This is a genomic window from Mesobacillus foraminis (assembly GCF_004340465.1).
In the GTDB taxonomy this organism is placed as follows: Bacteria; Bacillota; Bacilli; order Bacillales; family Cytobacillaceae; genus Mesobacillus_B; species Mesobacillus_B foraminis.
On sequence record NZ_SLVV01000002.1, the window covers coordinates 407,777 to 429,276 of the forward strand.

The following is a 21,500-nucleotide window of genomic DNA, read 5'->3' on the forward strand; positions in this document are numbered from 1 at the left end:
GTCGGTAAAAAAATGAACACCCTAAATAATTTGCATGTTAAGAGCTAAAGTTTGCCAGCTCCTCGTTCTCGTGCGGCTCTAGGCTGATCAGGCCGGATGCTGAATGAGGGGAAATCTAACATCCATTTTTGTGTTCAAATATACCCACCTGCTTAACCGGCGACTCTTTTATAAAAAAATGACACCGATAAACAGTGTCAACTCATCAGGTTTTGATGTTATTCCATGCCGGATTTCATGATATCAGCCTCTATGCGGCTCATAAACTCTTCTGCGGCGCTGTAGCCTTGCTGCTTTAAATACCAGTTATTTGCTGCTGCCTCAATTAATCCCGCCACATCGCGTCCAGGCTGGAGCTGGATTTCAATCGAAGGAATTTTAACTCCCATATAGTCCGTATAGTGAATTTCCTGTTCTAAATCATTATAAAGAGCGTCTTTTTCCCACTTCGTTAAATGAATATCAAGGGTAATTCGGGTTTCATCCTGAAAAGCCTTGCGCCCGTATATGCGAACGACATTTAGCAAACCGATGCTGCGAAGAGCCAAAAATTCCTTCGTTTTCCCATCATGAGTTCCCAGAATGGTTTGCGGACTAAGCTTCTTCAGGACAACCATATCATCCGAAACAAGCCGATGCCCTCGCCGAATTAAAGTATGTGCCGTTTCGCTTTTCCCCACTCCCGAGTTTCCGCGAAGCAGGATCCCGATGCCGGAAACATTCATGCAAACGCCATGCACCGCCATTTCTGGTGCTAACTCCTTTATCAGATATGTATCCAACTGGGTGATAAACTCAGAAGTTATCTCTGGCTTGCTTGTCACTAACAAAGGGATTCCCTGTTCTGTACAATGGTGCATTAAGTACGTAAGCCCTTCTTCTCCAGCGGTTACAATAAAACAAGGAGGATGATAGAGGACAATATTTCCGATTCGGATTTTGCGCTCCTCTTTGCTTAATTTATGTAAATACGTTATTTCCTTTTTGCCTAAAATCTGAACTCGTTCTGTTGGAAAAAAGTCAAAATGGCCGACAAATTCCAGGCCGGGACGATGCACACGCGGCTGTGTAATCTTTTTCTGCAACTGGCTTTCACCGGCCAGCACTTTCAATGAAAACTTTCGAACCAAGTTTTCAACTGTGATTTCTTTCACTCTATACTCACGTCCTATAGCTTTTAACATGAATTATACTTAAGATTGTTGCAAACGTCATCAATAACGAATTCTTTTCCGAAATGCCGGTGGTTGTAACGTTCAATACTGGCTATATCGGTCAAAAACGAGTCTCCCTGGTCACTTATGAATCGATGAGAGTTATCAATCGATGATTGGAATTAATATTGGGAGTCTTTAGTTTATGCAGTGATTATTTATATTTAATGATAAACAGTCCTGAGGGTTCGCTTTTCACATGCGTTCCCGAGGTGATGCCATTCCCTGGGACTTGGTCACGCTTTTCCTTTTACCCTGTGAAGGTAAAAAAAAATCAGCTATTCAGCTGATCCTTTGTGTACCTGACAAATACCCTGCTCACTCTTCTTAACATTCCCCTACAGCACGAAAATTACCTTCGCACTTTCAGGGGTCTTGTAATACGCCTTATTATTCTTTTGCTGCATCGTGTAGAGGGCCTCAATGAATCACACCGTTTGTTAATCCAATTCTGATTATCACTTCTTTTAGGAAGATTTCATCAGTTGGATTTTCTTTAAAATAGTAATCAAGCCTGTCGGTAAAATAATATTCATTCGCGCTAACGGTTAGTCCGGCGCTTTCAATCGTTTTTAGTTCAGTTGCCACTTTTATATGTTTTTGGTCAGTTGATAAAGTATTCCACTGCTGATGATTCATCATACTTTCAGCAGGCTCATTTTTCTGGCACCCTGCTAATGCAAAAACCAATAATACAGACAGGATGATAACACTAATATCTCTTTTCATCTTAAACTCCTTACTTATCAATACCTTTAGCAAGTTAATCTTAATCCGGAAAACGATCCCTTTGGCCATGATATAACAATTATCTCTATTTAACAATTATTTTCCTGCCTTCCCACCGGAAAAGCATATAAAATGGTTTACTTTGTACCAGGCGGGCGAGTGCCGATCAGCTGGTTTTAAATTTAATGGCCAGCGTGCAGCACCAAAAAAGCCCCCTCAAACCGAAGGGACTTTTATAGGCAGTCTCAACTTTCAAAACTTTATTCCTGCTTATTCTGGCTGATTGGTTTCAATTCTTCTGACCATCTCAAAGACTTCACTGTGATTCGCCAGCGATTCATTTATTTAAGCGACAGAACAGTTAAGAATGCAATTCATCCCTGGATTTGATCACCTTAAAGCTATCTTCTGTTTCCTCTACATCATAAATCTTCGCCCGGGATTCAGGTGTACTGAATGGATGATGGAGAATAAGCATCCAGGCATCCTCAAATGTTTTGAACAGCATGCCGTGCCCACTGTCGCCGGCAACCAGCGGATCCAGTTGTTCCCAGGGTCCCTCCAGTTTGCCAGATTTTGACCTGGCGATGGTCTGGACATAGCCTTCATGGTTATAGCTTGACCAGAGCATTACAAGGTGATCGCCTTTTGTCCGGTATAACTGACACCCATCCGATACATAAACATAAGGCTTTACATCAGGTTTTCGTTCGGCATTGATCCATGGTGCATCCGAAGCTTTAAAAAGATGGCGCGGTTCACCATCGGCTGCAGACAAATCCGGCTTTAACGGAATGGCCTCAAACGTACCATCGATTGTCTGAATCCACTCATGGCAATAGACCATCCATGGTTTGCCGTCCTCATCCTCATACAAGGTTCCATCCAAGGTCATGAAGTTTTCAGGCGGCACCGGCCCATCTTTTTTTAATAATTCGAAAGGACCCTCCGGCGAATCCGATACTGCAATGCTTGTCCCGCGAAGATGATTGGTTTTCCAAACCTCTGGCGGCTCTGCCAGTATCGTATCCCGATTATGAAGAGTAACAAATAAATAGTATTTACTACGGTATTCGTGAACCTCTGGTGCCCAAGTGCCATGCTGCGGGTGTGCCCACGTTCCATCAGGGACCTCGAAAACAACATAAGGTCCCTCCCAATTTAGTAAATCTTTACTTTTATAAACTAATACTCCATTTCTCTCCCGGTCTGTTAATTCTGGAATTCCAGTTGTATATAAATAGTAGGTATTGGTTTCCTTATGCGGCAGGACGAACGGATCATGTGCAGGAATATCTCTTAGCTGGTGCCCCTTTCCAGGATTAGATGTATCAGAAGCATGATTATACGGCATTTAAACATCTCCTGTTCATAATTTTCTCCCAGTCAGCCTTGGTGCTTATATATAAAAGATAAAAAAATCGGGTATCAGTTGATTTCATAGATACCCGCGTATTCGTGCGTTTTTATTCCACCTCTATGATGACAGATGCACTTTCCAGGCCAGCTGTTGAAGCTTTTAATGTAATGGTCCCCGGTTGATCGGCAGCCTTCACGTAAATTAACAGTTTCCCATGGAAAGCCTTTCTGCAGGTTGCTTTATAGTCCTGATGGCTCGCCGGGTTGCTGCATTCGATTCCAATAGTTTCGCCAGGCCCCTCAATGGTACAATCTATTAGATGATCAGCGTCAAATACAAGGTTATGGTCCTGATCCAGGATATTCACCTCGACGTGGGCAACATCCTGTTTGTCTGCTTTAAGAACGTTGAGATCAGGTGTCAGTCGCACCTTAGCTGGTGCACCAGCTGTCTTTAATTCATGAGTGCAGCAAATGACTCCGTTTCTTATGCCAGCAGCTTTTAGAGTGCCTTTGTTGTAAGGAATGTCCCAGAAGATCGTTCCGCGGGGGAAATCTTCACGTTTTTTTACACCAACGGATTCACCGTTTAAAATTAAATCCACTTCGGGGCAATTGGTACAACAAGCGACCCTTACAATTTCACCTTCAGTTCCTTCCCATTTGCTGACAACTTCATGGTCCCAATTAATTTTCTCAGGTGAATCTGCTTTCAGAGAAGTCAGGCCTGCATAGACCATATCCTCGTTGGACCATTCACTTTGTTTAAAAAAGTATAAAGGTTTTTTAAAACCAGCCAGGTCGAGCATGCCGGGGGTAGCATGACGAAGAGGCCAGCCGCGGGCTTCTCCCAAGTAATCAATTCCGGTCCAGATAAATTGTCCTGATATAAAGTCATTATGTTCGACAGCCAGCCATGCATCATGGTGCCTTCCGTTTTCACTTCCATAAATCACCCGCTTAGGGTATTTTTCATGATCTTCCGCATAACGAAGCTCTTGATAGTTGTATCCAACCACGTCCAGAGCATCAGGAAATTCCGTTTCATTTGACATCCTGGCACTTGCAAGAGCTGATGTAACCGGCCGGGTCGAATCATATTGCTTTACAACCTTTGCCAGCCTTTTCGCAATTTCACCCATTCCCTTTGCTTCAGGTTTGTCTGCTTTATAACGGTCTTCAAGGACAGGATGGGAATAAGGATCATTTGGATAATCGATTTCATTCCCGATACTCCAGAAAACAATGGACGGATGGTTCCGGTCTCTTAAGATCATATCCCTCAAATCAATCTCTGCCCACTCGGAAAAATCGGAAGCATATCCATCCAGTGCAGGCTGTCCTTTATTCCAGCCTTCCACCCACTTGTTCTTCGGATGTTCCCACTCATCAAACGCCTCATCCTGTACTAAAAATCCATAAGAATCGCACATATCCAGCAGCTCCGGTGCAGGCGGATTATGGCTCATTCTAATGGCATTTACACCAGCATCTTTTAATAGCTGCAAACGTCTGTGCCAAACCTTTTCAGGAACAGCCGCTCCTAGGCAGCCTGCATCATGATGAATACATACGCCTTTCATTTTATAATTCTTCCCATTAAGGTAAAATCCTGAATCTGCATCGAAATGAAAATGCCGAACACCAAATGGAGTAGTTTCAAGATTGATCACTTCACCGCCTTTTATCACCTTTGTTTCGACCTGGTATAAATACGGAGTTTCCGGCGACCAGAGATTTGGATGCTCAAGGAAAATAGTATGGGAACAATCTAGCTCCCCCTGTGCTGGTATGATTTCAGCGGATGAGCAAGAGATCACTTCTTTGCCTTCCGCATTTTTAATGTGATGTTGAATTTGGATTTCTGCTTCATGACCGAATTCATTTCTAATACTTGTTTGTATTTGGATTTCTGCTTCTGATGCGGAAATGTTCGGGGTTGTGATGAATACGCCATACGGCTTGATATATACTTGTTCAGTCAAATGGATAAATACATTACGATAAATGCCGGATCCTGTATACCAGCGGGAATCGGCAAAATCGGTGTGATCGACCTTGACGGCAATCACGTTTTCTTCGTCTCCAAATTTTAAATATGGAGTTAAGTCATAATGGAACGAACTGTATCCATAAGGTCTTTTGCCAAGGTATTGTTCGTTCACCCAAACTTCACTATTTTTATAAATTCCATCGAATTGAATAAACACTTTCTTTCCTTTTAAAGCATCAGGTACACTGAATTTCTTCCGGTACCAGCCGGTTCCTCCTGGCAAATACCCTGTTGAACTGGCATATTCCTGCTTGAAGGGACCTTCAATGCTCCAATCATGCGGCAAGTCTAATGTACGCCAATAGGAATCTTCAAACTGAATGTTACTGGCATCCGAATAGTCACCTTTCTGAAACTTCCAATCAAAGTTAAACTTTCTGCTTTTAACAGACAGATTCCATTCCTGAGTTAAAACTCTTGCCATAAAAGAGTGCACCCCTTATCTATGAATTGTAATTAATTAATTAGAATTTGAGGAAGGATGAATAAAGGGCTATCAAGCATGCATGATAGCCCTCTTTCCCCTTCAAAGGAATTTGTTAGTTCCCTTCTACAAGCTTTTTATATTCATCCATTTGTTTTTGAATTTCTTTTAATACCTTTTCGTAACCTGCCGCATTCAACCTCTTGCGGAAATCTTTAACCGCTTTTTCCGGATCTCCGGCTTTGCCGAATGCAATGGCTGGCACCATTTGTGCAGTAACCTGTGACAGAGCAGAAATTTCGGCTTCAACTGGGGTGCTGTTAAAAACAAATCGTCCATAAGGATACGGTTTCTTTATTTTATCGTACTCTGCGTACATCTCAGAAATACCTTCCCACTTGTCAGCACTTGGAATTTCAAACTTGTCTACACGGCCACCCCAGAAGTTGGAAGAGAACGCATGTTTTGTCTCGTCATACCCTTCAGGACGAACACGTTTGCCGTCTTTGATTTCGTATTGTACTCCTTCAAGTCCGTAGTTGAATAATTTGTAAATCTCCTCGTCGTTACGAATGAGATCGTATACCATCAGGGCACGCTCAGGGTTTTTGCTGTGAGCACCGACCGCGGTAGCACCGTGAGTAACTGACATTGAAATCAGATTATTGCGGGTATCGGACCAAGCAAACATATCGATTTCTGATCCTGGTTGTTTTGCATCCATTTGTGTACGCAAACCTGAGAATGTTTCCGTATGATGCTGGTCAGCGCCTGTCTTCCCTGCCTGGAATAAAGCCCGGGTGTCACCTTTATAGTTCAATACATCATCACGCCAATAGCCTTTATCTGCCCAATCCTTCATCAGCTTTGCATAGTCTATAAAAATATCTTCGAACACTGGACTAGTAACGGTATACGGATCTTCATGGGATTTGCCCCAGTAAATCGGGAAAACTCCTGTCGTGATTGGAAGTTCAATCGCATCCGAATAGGAACTAGTATAACCCCATGCTGTGGTCACATTTGTTCCCGGCGAATCCCAAGGAATGACACCAGGTTTATTGTCTTTAATTCCCTGGAAGTATTTACCCAGTGTTTCAAAGTCTTTAATAGGTTCTGTTATTCCAAATTCCTTGGCCCAATCCGTACGGTAGAAAAAGCCGTGGTTGACCCATTGAGTAAAAGAATCCTCAGGAATCATGACAATTTTTCCGTCGTACTTTGTTTGTTCCCAATTTTCATCTGATACTTCTTCCCAAGTCTTAGGTGCATATTTCGGCAGGAGGTCCGTTATATCCATGAAGGCACCTTTTTTCGCATTGCCCCAGGCATCCAGCCAGTCAGTTGCCGTGATAATTAAATCAACAGGTTCCCCGGAAGCGAGAGTCAGATTATACTTTGTCATATAATCAGCCCATTCAATCCATTTAAGCTCAAGCTTTGCGTTTGCTTTTTCTTTTAATTTTGCATTAACCTCTTCCATTACTTTTTCTAATTGACCATTGGTGGGTTTATCTCCCAACACCATCATCGTAATGGTTACAAATTTAGACTTATCATCTCCATTTGCATTAGTCTTTGTACTTGAATTCGTCTCACTGGATCCACTGCAGGCTACAAGGCTGAAGGTCAGCATCATTACCATGACTAGCACCAAGAATCTTTTCATCTTCACCATTTCATTTCCTCCCCTTTATCTTTTTTATTTTTGCTCTCTATGAAACAAGGAAGATTCCTCAATCATATTCAATTACCCCTTAACGGCACCAATGGTGATACCTGAAATGAAGTACTTCTGCACGAACGGATAAAATAGGATAACCGGTCCAGTGGCTACTACTGCTGTTGCCATTTTCATCGTTTCCAAAGGTATATCCTGCGCCGGTACATTAGAGGCGGCAGCCGAGTTCCTGATAAAGTCAGCGCTTGTGACTACGTTATAAAGAAACAGCTGCAATGGCCTGTACTCCATATTGGGTGAAAGAAAAAGCATGGAATTATACCACTCATTCCAATACCCCAGTGCGATGAATAGTCCTATTGTCGCCAAGGCTGGAGTGGACATTGGCAGGATGATTTTTAAAAAGATGGTGAAATCACCGGCTCCATCCATTTTCGCGGATTCCGTAATTTCATGCGGAATCGACTTTGTAAACGCCTTCATCATAATGATCAGAAAAGGACTCAGCAATCCAGGAAGCAGTACGGCCAGGTAATTATCCTGAAGATGAAGGTACTTCGTCATCAGAAGGTAAAACGGGACAAGTCCACCTGAAAAAAGGGTTGTAAAGTAGATATAGAAAGATATTTTATTGCGGTACAGGAAATCCTGGCGCTGCAGGGCATAACCTGTCATCGCTATAATAAACAAACCTACTGCTGTCCCGACAATCGTAATAGCCAGCGTTACGAAGTATGATCCAATGACAAGTCTTGGATTCTTAAAAACAATTTCATAGGCAAACGTGGAAAATTCTTTTGGCCAAAGAGCAAACCCACTTTCCATAATTGCTTTCTCGGATGAGAAGGATGACGACACGATCAAGATGAATGGGAATAGACAGCATAGTGCAAAAAGGCCAATAAAACCATATCCGATGATCCGGACCATTATCGTAGAAGTATCGATATTTCGTCTGGATGTTTGTTCCATAAGTACGCCCCTCCTTTAAAACAGTGAGTTTTCCGGTGAAACCTTTCTAATAATCCAGTTGGCTGTGAGGACAATGACCAGTCCAAAAACAGATTGATATAAGCTTACGGCACTTCCCAATGAGAAGTTAAAATTAGTCATCAATGTTCGGAACACGTAGGTTTCAATAATATCTGTTGTTGGATAGAGCATCGTATTGTTTGCACCAACAAGGTTATAAAACAAACCGAAATTACCTTTTAATACTCCGCCTAAGGAGAACAGCAGCAAGATGATGAACGTGGGCTTAAGCCAAGGGATGATGATATATCTAATACGCTGGAAAGCATTGGCCCCATCGATTTCAGCTGCTTCCAAAATGGATTTATCAAGACCCATGATGGCGGCAAAATAGACGATTGACCCGTAGCCTGTGGATTGCCAAAGGAAAGTGATGACAATTATGTAAGGCCAAATTTCTGGATTTGAATAAGTCTGCACTGGATCCAGGCCAACCATTTTTAAAAATGAATTCAGAACACCATAATCGTAACTAAGGATGTTGTAGGCCAGTAATCCAACCAGAACCGCGGAAATGAAGTGTGGAAGGAACATGATGGTTTGTGAAACTTTTTTGAACCATTTGTTTGTGAGCTCGTTAAGCATGATAGCTACTGCTATTTGCAGGATATTTCCCAGTACAATGAAAGCCAGGTTGTAAGCAATCGTATTAAAGGTCAGCTTCCAAAGGTCACCAGTCATAACCAAAAATTTGAAATTATCAAACCCAACGAAAGCGCTGTCAAAAATCCCGAGCGAGTAATCATAATTTACAAATGCAAGATACAGACCCGGCATTGGCAGATAAGCAAATATAGCAAAGAAAATAATGGCAGGCATGCACATAAGTAGAAGGGTACGGTGCTTCCACAGCCTTTTAAAAACAGACTCTTTCGTTTTTGTTTTAACAACAACGGTCGGTGATTGCACAGTAACGGCTTCAGTTTTCATTTAAATCCCCCCCTGAATAAACAACATGATCTGGACCAAAAACGATGAAATAAGCGAATGACAAGGTGACCTGGTAAACAACTAATCTACTGCCTTCCCTGACTAGTAAAAGGTTTCCCTTTTAAAGGAAAACTTCTTCATAAAAATGAATAATGGCAAAAAATCGGCTGATAAATGAAACGGGTTTCAAAAATATTAAGAAATTTTCCCCACATCCTATCAAACTTAGATTATATTCATGCGTTCCAGCTACCGAAATGAAACGGGTTTCAAACATTTTTGAGTTGATACAGCTACTTTTGTACCACCATAGTATCTCTTAAAATCAACTTGTTTGAAAACGGTTACTATGCCCTAATTATAGTCCGCCTCCTATTAAAAGTAAATAATATTATTTTTAATAATTCAAATTATTTTTAAATTTATAATATTACAAACTTACTTATAGCGCTTGGATATGTATTAAATAGGTTTCATGACAATTAAACAGGCAATAGTATATCGCATGTCCCCTTAGCCTACGAATAAAGAAGCCAAGGGAACACACGGATTCATGTTATTGCAAATCCTTTAGATGAACCCCCTTAATTTTGAAAGCATAAGAGTAGCAGCGATCGGCAAAAAGAGTGAATTCAGGGTGTGTTTTTTGTCCCCAGCTATCATCTCCGCCTACGCCCATTTGTTTATAATTAATCCTTACAACCGTCTTGGCACTCGGCGGCAGCTTATATCCGTGATCGTGTTCTTCAAGCTCAAAAGGAGTATATGGTAAAGCATTAACTTCAACGGTAGGACTTCCGGAAATCTTCAGTCCTGTACCCTGCTGATTGGACAGCAATGCCCATCTGACATCTGTTTTATTTCCGCATTCCTGTGGCCTTAAGTATGGTACATACTGATCTATTACTTTACCAGTATAGATTCCAATTTTTGCTCCTGTCTGTTTATCCCAATAATTTTCATATGGGCCCTTTCCATACCAGGTGATGGTGTCAAACTGGCCATCTAATATGGTCATCATTCCAATCTCAGGTATTTCGGGAAGTCCATTTCCTGGTTTTAGCTGATAGTCTACTGATATTTCTCCGTCCCCTGTAATCGTGTACACAATCCTGCAGGAGGACATGGCTGTTGGCATACTGAATTCTGTTGTAACGACAGCCGCCGAGTTGCTGTCCGTTTCCGCTATAAATGATGTGAGAACTTTATTCATCCCCGCTTCTCTCCAGACAGAGCTGCGTTCATTCAATTTATTTCCACGGTCATTGTCTGTCAATGCACGCCAGAAATTTAGACCTAACCCGTTCTCGAACAGTGGGTGGCCATTGAAGGTATAGGACAACAGGGCGCCATTCTTACTGTTAAAAACGGCTTTAAAGGCAGTACTGGATACCGTTACGTAATTTTCTTCCCTCAATAGTGTTATTTGTGGCAAGCTGATCTTCCTGCTGTCGTTGTCTGCTTTCACGGCAGGAATCACAAATTGCTCAAAAGCAACTTCATGGCCCTTCTGAGCCCACAGAGTGCTATTTTTCAAATGGAGGCTGACAGTTAAAATATATTCATTTGACCCTTTACCAGCTTCCGGAACAGAATAGGCCAGCTGAATACTTTCTGTAGAGCAAGGTTTCACATCAATTTCTGAAGTGCCCTTCTGGATAACCACACCGTTTTCTGCCAGCTGCCAGGCCAGTTCGTATTCATTAAGGTTGGTAAACAAATTATAATTGGCTACATCAACAAGGCCCTCTTCCAAATTGTTTGCTGTAAAACGAACGTTCTGATAACATTTCTTCACCTCAATGATCTTTGGTGAGATTGTACCATCCGCAAAGATTAAACCATTTCCTGAAAAAGTCCCATCATGGGGAGTTTCTCCAAAGTCACCGCCGTACGCTAAGTAAGGCACCCCGTCCTTTGTCTTTGTCAGCAAGGCTTGATCCTTCCAGTCCCAAATGAACCCTCCCTGAATAATAGGATATTGTTCAAAAAGGTCTGTGTACTTGTAGAGGTTTCCGCAGGAATTTCCCATTGCATGGCTATACTCGCAGAGGATATAGGGTTTTGAATTTTCTGGATTCTCAGCGTACTTTTTGACGCCTTCCGGATTTATATACATCGTGCTCTCAATATCTGAAGCTGCCTCTGATTGGCGATAATGATAAACTCCTTCATAATGAACGATTCTGGTTGGATCATGTTCCTTTAAAAAATCATGCATTTCAATAAAATTATCCCCGCCAAACGATTCATTACCAAGGGACCAGATAATGACCGAAGGATGGTTTTTATCTCGCTGAAACATAGAATTGCACCGATCAAGGACATTTTCCCGCCATTCAGCCTTGCTTCCCGGGACCGCATCGCCTTCCTCTTTTTGTCCGTATTTCCATGTCCCGTGGGTTTCAAGATTTGTTTCATCAATCACATACAAACCATACTGATCACATAATTCGTACCATAACGGATTATTCGGATAGTGGGAAGTGCGGACAGCATTAATATTATGCTGCTTCATTAATGTAATATCATTAAGCATATCATCGTAACCAACTGCCCTACCTTTATCTGATGCAAACTCATGGCGATTGACACCTTTAAAAACAATTCGTCTGCCGTTGATTTTCATGAGCCCGTCTTTTATTTCAAATGTACGGAATCCTACCCTGCAGCTTTCCGTCTCTTCAATGTTTCCGCTTTCATTTTTTAAAATTAAAACAAGAGTATACAGGTATGGACTTTCTGCACTCCATTTAAAAGGGTTTCGTACAATGGCAGATTCAGAGATTGAAATAACGGATTGATGATCCATGTCCACCTTTATTTGAAGCGGATTCCCCAGAACCGGGTTATTTTCCTGGTCATAAAGCATCGCTTCAACTGTATAGCCACTAACTTTTTGTTCAAACGCATTGTTGATTTTTGCCTTGATTTTCAATTCAGCATCTCTGTATTCCTGATCCAGCTCTGTAGTCACGAAGAAATCATTAATATGAACCTGCGGGGTGGAATAAAGGTAGACATCACGAAAGATTCCACTCATCCTCCAAAAGTCCTGATCCTCCAGCCAGCTCGCGTCACACCATCGATAGACCTCAACGGCCAATTTATTTTCTCCATCCTGTAAATAAGGTGTTAAATCAAACTCAGCCGGTGTAAACGTATCCTCACTGTATCCAACAAATTCGCCGTTCACCCATACATAAAAGGCCGATTCTACTCCCTGAAAGCTGATATAGACGGGCTGGTCCTTCCAATCCTCCGGTGCCGTAAAATTTCGAGTATACTGCCCGACAGGATTATAGTTAATTGGTGCAAAAGGCGGCTTTATATCTTCTTTTCCTTCCCATGGATATCTGACATTCGTATATTGTGGATAATCATAGCCCTGCAACTGCCAGTGTGAAGGCACCTCAATCTCATCCCACTCACTGACATCATGGTCCATCTTATAAAAATCTTGATTTCTCTTTTCAGGATTCTCATAAAAGGAAAATTTCCAGTTTCCGTTCAGCGACTGATAAAAGTCCGATGAAGTTCTGTCCCCTTTTAATGCTTCCTCAACTGTCCGGTATGGCATTAAGGTGGCATGAGCATCCAACCGATTCAACTGAAATATTTCCGGGTTGTTATTCCACTCTGGGTAACCATTCTCAGGTGGAGTATACCTATATTTATTCAACTGTTTGAGCATAAAACTACCCCTCTTCCCTATATTGACTTGCCTACTTCCCTATTAAGGTTTAAATTTTGAAACCCGTTTCATTACGACCGAAAAAAGAGATATTTCTCTTTTCCTGGTAAATATGTTTACCACTAAATAGTATACCGAATTTTAGAAAAATTCAATATACTATTTTGTCACTTTGTGTAAAATTTACAAGAATCCCTTAATATGAGTGATGTTGGAACAACCGTTTCTTTCTCTGCTTCTTTCCCATTAATCAAATCTACTAATACATTAATGGCCGTTTGACCCAGCTGATCATAGTTCTGGTTTACAGTCGTAATACCAGGAGGGAAATACTGTGCCAAATAGATATCATCAAAGCCCACAACTGAAATATCATCTGGAACCTTTAACCCAAATTTGGTAAGAACCCTTATGACCCCAATGGCGACTAAATCATTCGCACAGATTACTGCTGTCGGCCTTTCTTTTAAGTAAAGCAATTTTGAGGCAACTTCCTCACCTGATTCAATATTAAATCCATCACCAATCATCCAATCGCTGTTGACGACTAACCCTTTGTTTTTCATCACATTCAAAAAAGTATTCTTTTTAAGGTCCGTTGAACTGATTCCTTCTACTCCGCCAAGAAAGCCTATCTTTTTATGATTTAAATTGACCAATAGTTCAACAAGCTTTTCAATCCCTATTTCCTCATTCGTTCTGACAATATGGGCATCTACCCCCGTCATTTGGCCATTAACAAAAACAACAGGAACCCTTTCCATCACTTTCTTTATTTCCTCGGCATATTGCTCATCGGTGTCCGTGGCATTGATTCTTCCGCCAAGGTAGATAATCCCATCCACCTGTTTTTCTACTAAACTCTGCAAATATTTAGATTCATTTTCTGAATTGTTCATGGTATTGCACAAAAATGTGGTATACCCTAGTTCCAAAGCATATGCTTCTCCTTTTTGAACCAGTGTTGAAAAAAACGGATGATTAATGTCCGGCAAAATAAAACCAATTGTTTTGGAGGACTTATGCAATAAACTTCTTGCTAAACTGTTAGGCCTGAAATTATGTTTTTCAATAACATCAATGATTCTCTGCATGGTCTTTGGCCGAACTTTCGCATTTCCGGTTAAAACCCTCGAAACAGTAGCTGGGGACACATTAGATTCTTTAGCAATGTCATATATTGTTACATTTTCCTTCTTCATAACTATCCTCCACCGCCAGGATGATTTCATCGTTTCCGTATAGGAAATGAAACCGATTTCACCCAATTGTAATGCGATATCAGCCATTAGTCAACACAAAACAATCGGTATGTCGGCAAGGTGGGAGAACCTGTTTGGGACCCTTGGTATAGAATTATTCAATTAACTATTCCAGAAACAATTATGTCAGCTAATAAGAGTAAAAAACCGCTTTATTTATTGAAAAACCAGTGTCCAGCTTGTGAAAACAGGTAAAGGACCGGCTTTGCAGCTGATCCATTGGGGACTAAGCAGGGTGGTGCCTTAGGTTAGTGGCTAAAACTGAGTGAGGAGAACACTTTTAATTGATTTATTGAGCGTTGTAAAACGGTTACTAGTCTTTATGCATCGATTTTTTCAACTTATGCATCGATTCTTGAATTTTATGCATCGATTATTTTCGTTTATGCATTGATTCTTCTGCTTTATTAAAAAACCTGTGTCCGGCCTGTGAAAACAGGTAAAGGACCAGCTTTGCAGCTGATCCATTGGGGACTAGGCAGGGTGGTGCCTTAGTTTAGTGGCCAAAACTGGGTGAGGAGAACACTTTTAATTGAATTGTTGAGCGTTATAAAAACCGTTACTGGCTTTTATGCTTCGATTTTTTCAACTTATGCATAGATTATTAGACTTTATGCATTGATTATTTTCGTTTATGCATCGATTCTTCTGCTTTATTGAAAAACCTGTGTCCAGCTTGTGAAAATAACAAGAAGAACTTGTACCTGGAGCAATCCTATAAATTTAACTACCTCGGGCGCATAGGAACGGGCGATCGCGGCTAAAATATGAATTTCAGTTTCACCTAAATTTGTAAAAACCATTTTTAAAAGTATCTTTACAGCGATTCTTCTCAATAATGTTATTCATCTTTATAAGTTAATTACAATAGAATCATCCTTGAATAGGGAATGTTCTTTCCCTCATCAATCACATTTAGAAAAGCCAAACCTGATGAAGTACAATCCTACACCAGCAATTCATCGCCTAACAGTTTTAGTTTTTTATCGATCGCCAATTTTGCTTTAGGGCAAGTAATCTTTTTGTATTCATTAATAAGCCGTCCTATTTCCTCAATAATATATAAATAATACTCTTCTGAATGCATAGAATACCTCACAAAAAATTTTATTGCTTTATTTTAATTAAAAATAAAAGCTCACCAAATAAGATTGGTGAGCTTACATCCAACCATATTAGGTAACCCGGCGATCATTGCTAATTATTAGCTTTAGACCCGTAGCTTTGCGTCCTTACTTTTCAATAAGTTTGCCATTATCTTAGGTTTTAATTTTATAAGTATTCTCTTTGCTATTATGCTTTTTGGAATAGTTCTTCTTCAATTCACTTCAGTGTTTATCCTACCTCTGCATACATGTGTTCTTAAATTTAGTTTACCATATATAAAACGAGGAATCTCATACTTTGCTTTCTTTATTATAAAATATTATCTGGAACTTACAAAATTGTTTTTATAGACTTGGATCTCTCATATAGACAACAGGCAGATTCACTTGGTTTCTATTTTATTAAAATAAGAATTCCGCCTATAGTGATTTTTTAAAGTCACTCAATCTCTTTTGAATTTCTAAACGAGGTTGATACTATCATGTAATGCCCATATATTTGTGCCTGCTGCTTTTTCCTCGCCGAGTATTGAATCCTCTTCAATGTACAGGTGCTCGGGATGCGGGTGGCTCAGGAAATCATGATGGGAGATCGACCATGCGTAGGCCCCTGCATAACTGAACAGAAGAATATCCCCCACCCTCATTTTTGGAACTCTTATATCCCTCGCAAGTATATCGTTCGGGGTGCACAGCTCCCCTGCCACTGTAACCAAAGCACCACTCACTTCCTGGCGAACAAAAGGATACGGCCAGTTTTCTATAGGCACAATCGTAAAAGGGTGACTTTGTTTCCAGGCTGCCGGCAGTCGAAAATGATGGCTTCCCCCGCGAATGACACAGAAATGATGACCATGGTTCTTTTTAATATCTAAAATCTCTGCTGCATAATAGCCTGAAGACGAAGTGATGAAACGGCCGCATTCAAAAAGCACATTCCAATTTGAGCCTTGATACTTTGCCAATGTTTTTTCCAGACGCGCCATTAAGTCAGCCCAGTCAAACTGATTTTCAATATCCTTGTAGTTGATTCCGACTCCACCGCCAACATTTACATAAGTAATGTCGATGTCCCATTCCGTTCCCCATTTGTCCGCCTTTCCAAAACAATGCTCGACAAACTCGGCATGAGTTCTGGCATCACAATTATTGGACATTGCATGAAAATGAAAACCAGCAAGTTTGATATTTGGCAGCTGGTTTGCTAATGCAATTGCCGCATGAATATCGGATTCATCGATGCCGAATTGTGTCGGTACACCTGCCATTTTAAGTTTGGCGTTTGGAACTGCATCACGTAAATTGACCCGGAGCAAGATCGTTACAACGACTCCCTTTTGACCGGCAATGTGATTGAGCAGCTGCAATTCATGAAGACTCTCCACATGCAGGAGCTGCACCCTGTGATGGATAGCTCCTTCCATTTCCTCACGGGTTTTACCGGGACCGCCAAACAAAATAGCTATGTTCTTATCCACTGCCCTTACTTTTTCAATCTCTCCCAATGAAGCCACTTCGAACCCATGGACTAAGGGAGCCAAGGTTTTCAGCAGAGTAGCATCGGAGTTAGCTTTAATCGCATAGAATAATTGACATGGTGGTGGCATGGTGGCTAGTAACTGACTGACATGCTGCCGCAATTTCGGCAAATCATATAAATAAGCACAAAAAGGTTTCTCCCTTTCCGCCTTCAGAGATTGTATGATTGTTTCCATCGTCGTTCCATTCACTCCAATTTAGTAAAAATAACTTCTCAGCAGGCTGCCACAAAAAAATGTTGAACCTTTGTGTTATAAGGGGATCTGTTAAAAATACACAACTACTTTTGCCCCCAATATTTGTGCAGGGGATTATGAACGATGGAGTACGAGTATCCATGCCCCTCTGGTTCCAGCCGCATTTTTGTCAGTGCCTTATGGTCTACTTCTGCCTGGTACAAGGTCTCCCTGTCTATGCGCACCTGTTCGGCATATCGCGGAATAATTTCGATTTTGTCGAACACCGTCTCACAGATGTCGTAAACCTCTTTCCACAGGTCATCCTCCTGGAGTCCAAAATGTTCACATGCCTGCAAAATCAATTCACCGCAATGATTTTGGAATACCGTATAAAACACCTTATTGTGCATGTCCTTAAGATTGTCTGTCACAGTTGCTGAGCCAGGATAAAACGGAGGTTCTATCTGATGCTGCTGCAGCCTGTCCTGATAAATTCTTGCTCCTCCCCAATCCCTGAAAAGCATCCGGGTTGGGCGTCCCTTCCTGTAAACCATTACGCTGTTCTGCAAATGACCTTCCAATCCTACACCATACTTAACCATAAGGGTGAGGAAACCCGGCAAGGCGACAGAAAGATAATCTAATACAAATTGAAATGCCGCCTTTTGGAGGGACGGCTCTCCCCGTTCCTCGGCATAGTATTGAACAATCTCAGCAAATACTGGACCCTCCGAGAAGGGTGACTCCGCAAACAGTGAGCTTCCTACAATTGCTACTTCGTCGGCTCCAACAAAGTTTTCAACATTCTCACGGATCACGGCGGACAGGTTTCGGCTTTTCAGCTCATGAAGTTCTTTATTCTTCTCCTCATCTCCCACCTTAAAGTTAAATCCCGCACATTCACACACTGGTACAAACGTTTCCGAGAGGCTCTTTTCCTTCTTCAAAATGGAAGAGATCATAGAGGTAAATACCGCTGCATTATTTGTTGTATTGGGCGATATGGAGCGAACCGTTGATGTCATCTGGCTGTTGACAGCTACCTTTATCGCATATTTTGTCCCTCCCTCCCCCGTTTGGGGAACGAGTGTCCTGAAAGAAGATGTCGCCCCGCTCGGAATGCTCATCCCGTCGACAGGGATTACAACCCCCTCCTTGATTTCCTGTTTGTAGATCACAGGTAACGTGTTTTCCATCTGCCAAGGATGGACCGGGACAAATACGTAATCGTCAGCCAACTCCCTTTTGAACTGCTGTTCGACAGCCATCTGCAATTGCGGATACTGCTTAAAGAGAAAAGCATTTGGCTTCTCTTCCTCTTTGTCTATGTAGCTCCATTCGGCAAAATCCTTATGAATTCCGACAAACTGAATACCAACTACACCATCAAATTCAGGAGAGTAACGAAAAACATCGTCCGGTTCCAGGCCAATTTTCGTTTTGGCACCAGGATGGAGATTATGCCCTTCTAAGGATAACTGTTCAAAAAATAAGCTTGAATCGAATTGATGATTTCTTTTCTTTTGGAGAAATACCCAATCAATCACATTGGCCACACCATACTCGGAGGCATTGTTTTGAAGGTCCTTTTTTTTATAATCCCAATAGGCATAGGAAAGGGCGAGATTTGCACTTCCGTTCCTCACTTCTGAAGCCAGCTTTACCCATGAGTTTTTCTCTCCAGCGTGGTTGGCTTTTTCTTTCGTCCTCATAAGCTGAAGCAATTCAATGGCATGTTCGATCGTTCTGACTCCTTCTCTGGAAACATATAAAATGTCCCTGTCAACCTCTGTCCGATCAAATGCATACATATTAATAACAGGAAAAACGAGACAATCCTCACCTGAAAGTGGATATAACTTATAGACTTTTTTTCTATTTAATCCGTATAACTTAAGGACGTCTTCCATCATTTTGCGAAAAGACTCATCCAGGGCTGGGACATTTAAAGAATGGGCAACGTCAGCTGCACATAAGTCATAGGAACTTGAAGTAAGGCCCATGATATCCTCACGCAACATAGAACCTGCCAGCCTGAGTAGTATTCCTTGGCGACCTTTATTAATAAAGGGCTTATAGTTCAAAACACGATCTGGATAAAGAACCTTCAAAAATGATAGGATTTCTATTTCCTCTTCCAGCAGGTCCCCGTTCCTTACCGTTTCATAGGCGCAGCTGAGTTCATCCTGGGGTACTGCCATTGTGCTGAATTTCAAAAGTGGATCTCTCCTTTCCATTCCGCTAAAGGATTAGGGACTTTCGCGAAGGAATAGGCTGTGCTATCCCCTCGTAACCTCATGGTCGTCAAAGCCTTTAAGTGTATCACCGGATGAAAAAGGCTTAGCTCGTCTTCGGCAGCCTGTTCTGCAATGTTCGGGTCTTTCCTTAGTTCCTTGAACACCGATTTACATACCTCTGCAACTGGCTTCCAGAGACAACTTTCCTCAATATTCAATTCCCGGACGATACAGGAAATCAATTCAGCGAAATGGTTTTGCATGACGGAATATGAAATGATGCTGCGCATTTCTTCGGCTACATTTGTCACAATTGATGAGCCTGGGTAAAACTCTGCATGATACCCTTGCTTGATGAGCCTTTCAGCTAAAATCCGTACGCCTCCAAAATCCCTTAGAAGGATCCGTGTTAACTCGCCATCAAGAAACACTGCAACGCTGTTCTGCATATGGCCTTCCAGGCTGATCCCATACCTTACCATCAGTGACAAGAAGCCTGGCAGCGAGGTCTCGGCATACCTTTGAATAAATAATATAGCGGCCTCAGTTAAATCTCTCGAATTATATTTCTTCTCAATCTGCTCAATTAATTCAATAGCAATCGACTTTCCGCTAACAGGTGACTCTGCAAGCAAGGCTGCGGCTGGCATGGGAATTTCTTTTTCATCCCTGATATAATTTTCGGGGTTCTCCCGTAAGATAGACGCCAAGTTGGCTTGCAGGGTCCAACGCTCATCTTCTGGCAGATCTGGATTTCCGGGATTGAAGTGGCTTCCAGCTACTTCTTTCAGGACAATGAAACGGCCGTTAAATTCATTCTCCCTTTTATGAATGCCCGCCAATATTCTTGAGAGAACAGGCCCGTTCTCAACAGAATTAGGTGACACCGTGCGCACTGCACTCGTCGTTTGTACATTCACCGCTGTTTTTATATGGTGCCTTTCCTGCCCCTGCTTCTGAATTGGAGCAAATGAGCGGAACGATACCAATGGCTGGGCGAGAATATGGAATTCGGTGATCGGAACAATCTTTTTTTGCCTTATCTCCTCTCCATAAAGAGAATTCAGTGAATGTTCAAACTGCCATGGATGCACAGGAATCAGATCGAAATCAGCGGCATCCAGCCCTTGGGCATTCATTGTCTCTTCTACCGATGATTGCAACCCCTGATATTCACGATAAAGACGGGAAGTTAAGTTCTGTCCATCAATCGATTTGGTTATGCAGGATTGTTTGTGAACAGCCACCAGGGCAAGTTTGAGGGTTGTCCCCCATTCTGGTGAATATTGCATGACCTCATCCGGTTTAAGACCCAGCTTTGTTTTGGCTCCAGGGTGCAGAGGATGCCCCTCAACCACCCATTGCTCATAAAAAGCAAGGATGCTAAAGTTCATCTGTTCTTTTCTTTGGTGAAGTGCCCAATCCAAAGATGTATGTATTTGATGAGATCGGGTTAAGGCGGTTAACTCATTCTTTCTCTGGTTAGCCCCTGCCAGTGCCAGTGTCAGGTTCGCCACCCCGTTTTGGGTTTCTATTTTAAATCTATTAAACTGTTCTTCCGTTGCTTCCCCCAACAAACCTTCCGCCCTTAACAATTCCAGGAGCTCTGCGGGGTGAGCAAGCATTGATGAACCATCATCGCCATGGACGACAGGGTCTCCCTCCACATCAAACCTTCCAAGTGAATGGCATTTCGAAACGGCAGCCTGCAGTGTTCTCCCACTTGGAAGTTCAATGGAGATTCTCATTGGTCCTCCCTCTTCCCATGAAATTCTTTTTTCATGTATTAGGTTTTCCCGTATGAGTGACTGGAAAAGTCGTTGAAGGATCCCTCTCCTTCCTAAGTGAAGATTCAATAGGTACATTTTTTCCAATTCAGGGTCCACACTTTGAAGATAGGCTATGGTTTTGGCTTCTTCCTCATCTAAAACCTTTTCTTGTATCTTCGGAGTGCTATCATTCTTTATCGTACTCATAGTCTCTCTTCCTTTGCCCCCAATTTTCACTATAACGTTTAAGTTGATAATGATAATTATTATCAATCAATATAATCGGTTTCAT

The 21,500-nt window shown here is 41.8% G+C and carries 12 protein-coding genes and 1 riboswitch; all 12 genes read right to left on the reverse strand.

The window, feature by feature from the left end; genetic code table 11:
• Positions 1-218 precede the first annotated feature (218 nt).
• Positions 219-1,154: an HPr(Ser) kinase/phosphatase gene (gene hprK, locus EV146_RS04395; RefSeq protein WP_132002386.1), complete on the reverse strand. Its 936-nt coding sequence runs from the start codon at positions 1,152-1,154 to the stop codon at positions 219-221.
• A 480-nt stretch (positions 1,155-1,634) separates the two neighbouring features.
• A complete protein-coding gene (locus tag EV146_RS04400; RefSeq protein WP_132002389.1) occupies positions 1,635-1,943 on the reverse strand; it encodes a hypothetical protein in 309 nt (102 codons plus the stop codon).
• Positions 1,944-2,304: 361 nt separating this feature from the next.
• Positions 2,305-3,297 (reverse strand): glycoside hydrolase family 43 protein, encoded by a 993-nt coding sequence (locus tag EV146_RS04405; protein WP_132002392.1) that lies wholly within the window; start codon positions 3,295-3,297, stop codon positions 2,305-2,307.
• 112 nt (positions 3,298-3,409) lie between these two features.
• Positions 3,410-5,779 carry a glycoside hydrolase family 2 TIM barrel-domain containing protein gene (locus tag EV146_RS04410; RefSeq protein ID WP_132002395.1) on the reverse strand — a complete coding sequence of 790 codons (2,370 nt, stop codon included), beginning with the start codon at positions 5,777-5,779 and terminating at the stop codon, positions 3,410-3,412.
• A 115-nt stretch (positions 5,780-5,894) separates the two neighbouring features.
• Positions 5,895-7,457, reverse strand: coding sequence for an extracellular solute-binding protein (locus EV146_RS04415; protein WP_132002398.1), 1,563 nt, complete (start codon positions 7,455-7,457; stop codon positions 5,895-5,897).
• A 72-nt stretch (positions 7,458-7,529) separates the two neighbouring features.
• Positions 7,530-8,432, reverse strand: coding sequence for a carbohydrate ABC transporter permease (locus EV146_RS04420; RefSeq protein ID WP_121613394.1), 903 nt, complete (start codon positions 8,430-8,432; stop codon positions 7,530-7,532).
• A 15-nt stretch (positions 8,433-8,447) separates the two neighbouring features.
• On the reverse strand, positions 8,448-9,317 hold the full coding sequence (locus EV146_RS04425) for an ABC transporter permease (protein ID WP_373566049.1): 870 nt from the start codon (positions 9,315-9,317) through the stop codon (positions 8,448-8,450).
• A 661-nt stretch (positions 9,318-9,978) separates the two neighbouring features.
• Positions 9,979-13,116 (reverse strand): beta-galactosidase, LacZ type, encoded by a 3,138-nt coding sequence (gene lacZ, locus EV146_RS04430; RefSeq protein ID WP_132002404.1) that lies wholly within the window; start codon positions 13,114-13,116, stop codon positions 9,979-9,981.
• Positions 13,117-13,283: 167 nt separating this feature from the next.
• A complete protein-coding gene (locus EV146_RS04435; protein WP_158286993.1) occupies positions 13,284-14,318 on the reverse strand; it encodes a LacI family DNA-binding transcriptional regulator in 1,035 nt (344 codons plus the stop codon).
• Positions 14,319-15,553: 1,235 nt separating this feature from the next.
• Positions 15,554-15,641, reverse strand: a riboswitch (cyclic di-GMP riboswitch).
• 304 nt (positions 15,642-15,945) lie between these two features.
• The gene (locus tag EV146_RS04440) at positions 15,946-17,199 is read right to left on the reverse strand and encodes a type III PLP-dependent enzyme (protein WP_132002410.1); all 1,254 of its coding nucleotides are present in this window, start codon (positions 17,197-17,199) and stop codon (positions 15,946-15,948) included.
• Positions 17,200-17,303: 104 nt separating this feature from the next.
• Positions 17,304-19,418 (reverse strand): IucA/IucC family protein, encoded by a 2,115-nt coding sequence (locus EV146_RS04445; protein ID WP_241993802.1) that lies wholly within the window; start codon positions 19,416-19,418, stop codon positions 17,304-17,306.
• On the reverse strand, positions 19,415-21,415 hold the full coding sequence (locus EV146_RS04450) for an IucA/IucC family protein (RefSeq protein ID WP_132002413.1): 2,001 nt from the start codon (positions 21,413-21,415) through the stop codon (positions 19,415-19,417). The genes EV146_RS04445 and EV146_RS04450 overlap by 4 nt, the downstream gene beginning before the upstream one ends.
• Positions 21,416-21,500 lie beyond the last annotated feature (85 nt).

Bases quoted from the DNA above. Each gene is read 5' to 3' on its own strand.
- EV146_RS04435 (WP_158286993.1), bottom strand. From the start codon at position 14,318: ATGAAGAAGGAAAATGTAACAATATATGACATTGCTAAAGAATCTAAT.
- EV146_RS04440 (WP_132002410.1), bottom strand. From the start codon at position 17,199: ATGGAAACAATCATACAATCTCTGAAGGCGGAAAGGGAGAAACCTTTT.
- lacZ (WP_132002404.1), bottom strand. From the start codon at position 13,116: ATGCTCAAACAGTTGAATAAATATAGGTATACTCCACCTGAGAATGGT.
- EV146_RS04420 (WP_121613394.1), bottom strand. From the start codon at position 8,432: ATGGAACAAACATCCAGACGAAATATCGATACTTCTACGATAATGGTC.
- EV146_RS04415 (WP_132002398.1), bottom strand. From the start codon at position 7,457: ATGGTGAAGATGAAAAGATTCTTGGTGCTAGTCATGGTAATGATGCTG.
- EV146_RS04405 (WP_132002392.1), bottom strand. From the start codon at position 3,297: ATGCCGTATAATCATGCTTCTGATACATCTAATCCTGGAAAGGGGCAC.
- EV146_RS04425 (WP_373566049.1), bottom strand. From the start codon at position 9,317: ATGTGCATGCCTGCCATTATTTTCTTTGCTATATTTGCTTATCTGCCA.
- EV146_RS04400 (WP_132002389.1), bottom strand. From the start codon at position 1,943: ATGAAAAGAGATATTAGTGTTATCATCCTGTCTGTATTATTGGTTTTT.
- EV146_RS04450 (WP_132002413.1), bottom strand. From the start codon at position 21,415: ATGAGTACGATAAAGAATGATAGCACTCCGAAGATACAAGAAAAGGTT.
- EV146_RS04410 (WP_132002395.1), bottom strand. From the start codon at position 5,779: ATGGCAAGAGTTTTAACTCAGGAATGGAATCTGTCTGTTAAAAGCAGA.